Origin of the sequence: Enterobacter sp. 61D5, assembly GCF_034107965.1 — a bacterium.
GTDB classification, from domain to species: domain Bacteria; phylum Pseudomonadota; class Gammaproteobacteria; order Enterobacterales; family Enterobacteriaceae; genus Enterobacter; species Enterobacter cloacae_M.
In genome coordinates this window covers 214686-218099 of record NZ_JAWNFK010000024.1, presented here as the reverse complement: position 1 = coordinate 218099, position 3414 = coordinate 214686, and the positions used below count along the sequence as shown (strand labels likewise).

Annotated in this window: 2 protein-coding genes and 2 pseudogenes; 2 read left to right on the top strand and 2 right to left on the bottom strand. The window is 59.1% G+C overall.

Annotation, left to right across the window (positions count from 1 at the left end; translation table 11 throughout):
- Window positions 1-13 precede the first annotated feature (13 nt).
- Together lplA and UTM25_RS20545 are read right to left on the bottom strand one after the other, a co-directional pair.
- Window positions 14-1014, bottom strand: a pseudogene (gene lplA, locus UTM25_RS20550) (lipoate--protein ligase LplA).
- Between the two features lie 39 nt (window positions 1015-1053).
- Window positions 1054-1698, bottom strand: a complete 645-nt coding sequence (locus UTM25_RS20545; RefSeq protein ID WP_023310324.1) for a YtjB family periplasmic protein — start codon at window positions 1696-1698, stop codon at window positions 1054-1056.
- Between the two features lie 117 nt (window positions 1699-1815).
- Here UTM25_RS20545 and serB point away from each other — a divergent pair, with 117 nt between their 5' ends.
- Both serB and UTM25_RS20535 read left to right on the top strand, forming a co-directional pair.
- Window positions 1816-2784 (top strand): phosphoserine phosphatase, encoded by a 969-nt coding sequence (serB, locus tag UTM25_RS20540; protein ID WP_025757501.1) that lies wholly within the window; start codon window positions 1816-1818, stop codon window positions 2782-2784.
- Between the two features lie 11 nt (window positions 2785-2795).
- Window positions 2796-3414: pseudogene (locus UTM25_RS20535) on the top strand (ATPase domain-containing protein); the annotation flags it as partial.

Below are 3414 nucleotides of genomic sequence, written 5' to 3'. Positions count from 1 at the left end.
CATCAGACCGCACCTAGCGCACGGCCTGTGCAATCCACGCCGACAGCTCCCGCAGCTCATTTTCCTGCTCCGGGAAATCTCCGATCAACGCGTCGCATTCCTGCTGCAGCATATCCGCCCTGTACAAACAGCCCTGCAAACGTGCCGCCAGCGCCTCTAACGGTGCCGGGTTCAGGCTATCGGTAAACACCTGCGTGCGGGTGATATGGCCTTTCTCAACGTCAAAATGCAGCTCCACGCCGCCCCAGGTAAAACGCTCGTCCAGCAGATGGGAAAACGCAGGAGCCTGACCGAAGTTCCACTCCCAGCTGCTCTGGCGGGCGAAGGTTTCGGCGAAGTTGGGCAGGTCCGGGATTTTTTCAGGGGAGATGACTTCTGCTTCCACGCGCTCGCCGTAATGTTCAAAGAACGCGTCACGGATGGCATCGCAAATCAGCTCGTGCGTGATCCCCGGCAGCAGTTCCACCAGATTTGCCACGCGACCGCGTACGGAGGTAATTCCTTTGGCCTGGAGCTTTTTCTTATCCGGATTCAGGTAGTNNCAGCGTTCAGCAACAGGGTGCCGTGGTGGAAGCCGCGATCCATCGTTTCGCGGTAGGCGGAGCCGGAGACCTTCCGGTCGCCCTCGGGGGTTTTCACCACCAGATCGTTACGCCCGGACGCTTCCGCCGTCACGCCGAGTGAATTGAGCGCGTTGAGGACGATGGACGTTGAGATGGTTTTATCGTATTCCGGTTTGCCCGCCATAAAGGTAAAGCAGGTATTGCCCAGATCGTGAAACACCGCGCCGCCGCCGCTGCTGCGGCGCGCGAGACGGACGTTGTCCTCTTCCATGCGCCGGGTGTTGCACTCTTTCCACGGGTTTTGCGCGCGGCCGATGACCACCGTATCGGCGTTCCGCCAGAGAAACAGTACGCGCTGGGTGGCGGGCATCTGGCGGAAGATGCACTCTTCTACCGCGAGATTAAACCAGGGATCGTAAGAGTCAGAGATAAGCAGGCGTAACGTCGTCATGGCAAAGTTCCTTTTCCGAATCGTTCGCCTACTTTATCACTAATCTTTCTTCTCGCTCTCTTCGTCTTCGGGGACGGATTTGCTGGCGGTCAGCAGGAACGGGGATTGCTGCCAGCGCGAGCGCTTGCCGCGAAGCAGGGTGCGCGCCAGCACAACGCCGATGGCGAGTGAAAGCAGCAGCATCAGGCGCAGAATATTGGTGGTATTATCGACCTGTTTGGCTTCAGTAGGCAGGGTGTGGGTATCGAGGGTCAGGCGCAGATAGCCCAGTGGGCCATTCTTCCCCTGAATAGGTTCGACAATCTGCTGGTTAAAGTAGCCCCCGGCTTTTTTCCCGTCCAGCGCCAGCCTGTCGCGCACGTCGACGTGCTCGCCCGCGCGGGCAATCAGGTTGCCTTGCTCATCATAGACGCCAGCATCAAGAATGCGGCTGTTCTCCGTGAGCAGGCGTAAAACCTGGCCTATCCGCTTATCGTCCGGCGTTTCGGTACGCATGGACGGCGCGACGTTGAGCGTCACCTGGCGCGCCAGCGTGCGGGCCAGCTCTTCAAACTGCGGGTTACGTTGCCGTTGATGGTTCTGGCTAAACCACGATGCCCCTTGCATCAGCACCACTAGTAGTGCGAGACAGGAAAGGACAATCACGGCGCGATGAAGCCGGAATTTCAGTTTTGCGCGAGCCATATTCCACCTGCTGAAAATTTACGGCTTAATGTTGCCAGAAGTGATGGTTACAGGGTAGCCTCATGCGTTATTTTCCCTCTGCAACCTTCCGGCGCGAACGAAATTACAGGAGCTTTAATGCCGAACATTACCTGGTGTGACCTGCCAACGGATGTCTCTTTATGGCCAGGATTGCCGCTCTCTTTAAGTGGCGATGAGGTGATGCCTCTGGATTACCACGCCGGTCGTAGCGGCTGGCTCCTCTACGGACGCGGTCTGGATAAGCAACGCCTGACTCAGTATCAAAGCAAGCTGGGTGCGGCAATGGTCATCGTCGCCGCCTGGTGCGTGGAAGACTACCAGGTTATTCGCCTGGCGGGTTCCCTGACGCAGCGCGCAACGCGTCTGGCGCATGACGCGGGGCTGGACGTCGCGCCGCTGGGCAAAATTCCGCACCTGAAAACTCCGGGCCTGTTGGTGATGGACATGGACTCTACCGCCATTCAGATCGAGTGTATCGACGAGATTGCGAAGCTGGCGGGCAGCGGCGAGCTGGTGGCGGAAGTTACCGAACGTGCGATGCGCGGCGAGCTGGACTTCACCGCCAGCCTGAGACAGCGCGTGGCGACCCTGAAAGGGGCCGATGCCAACATTCTGCGCCAGGTGCGCGACGTGCTGCCGCTGATGCCAGGGCTGACGCAGCTGGTGCTGAAGCTACAGTCCCTCGGCTGGAAAGTAGCGATCGCCTCCGGTGGGTTCACCTTCTTCGCGGATTATCTGCGGGAAAAACTGCATCTGACCACCGTGGTGGCCAATGAGCTGGAGATCATGGACGGCAAGCTGACCGGACAGGTGATCGGCGATATCGTGGATGCCCAGTACAAAGCCAATACGCTGACGCGCCTCGCGGAAAAATATGAAATTCCGGTTGTCCAGACCGTCGCTATCGGGGACGGCGCGAACGACCTGCCGATGATCAAAGCGGCCGGCCTGGGTATTGCCTACCATGCCAAGCCAAAAGTGAATGAAAAGACGGAAGTCACTATCCGTCACGCTGACCTGATGGGAGTGTTCTGCATTCTCTCCGGCAGCCTTAATCAGAAATAACGAGGTAAACCGTGGCGAAAGCTCCAAAACGCGCATTTGTCTGTAATGAATGTGGTGCGGATTATCCGCGCTGGCAGGGGCAATGCAGCGCCTGTCATGCCTGGAACACCATCACCGAAGTGCGTGGTGTGGCGGCTTCGCCGAGCGTGGCCCGTAACGAGCGCCTGAGCGGCTATGCCGGTAACGCGGGCGTGGCGAAGGTGCAAAAACTTTCGGACATCAGCCTCGAAGAGCTGCCGCGCTTCTCCACCGGCTTTAAAGAGTTTGACCGCGTGCTCGGCGGCGGCGTAGTGCCGGGCAGCGCGATTCTTATCGGCGGTAACCCGGGCGCGGGCAAGTCAACCCTGCTGCTGCAAACGCTCTGCAAGCTCGCCGAACAGATGAAAACCCTGTACGTCACGGGGGAAGAGTCCCTGCAGCAGGTGGCGATGCGCGCTCACCGCCTCGGCCTGCCGACCAGCAACCTGAACATGCTCTCCGAAACCAGCATCGAGCAGATCTGCATGATCGCTGAAGAAGAGCAGCCGAAGCTGATGGTGATCGACTCCATCCAGGTGATGCACATGGCGGACATTCAGTCCTCGCCGGGCAGCGTCGCGCAGGTGCGTGAAACCGCGGCTTACCTGACGC

Excerpts from the sequence above, each read along its gene's own strand:
- UTM25_RS20545 (WP_023310324.1), bottom strand. The coding sequence starts at position 1,698 with ATGGCTCGCGCAAAACTGAAATTCCGGCTTCATCGCGCCGTGATTGTC.
- serB (WP_025757501.1), top strand. The coding sequence starts at position 1,816 with ATGCCGAACATTACCTGGTGTGACCTGCCAACGGATGTCTCTTTATGG.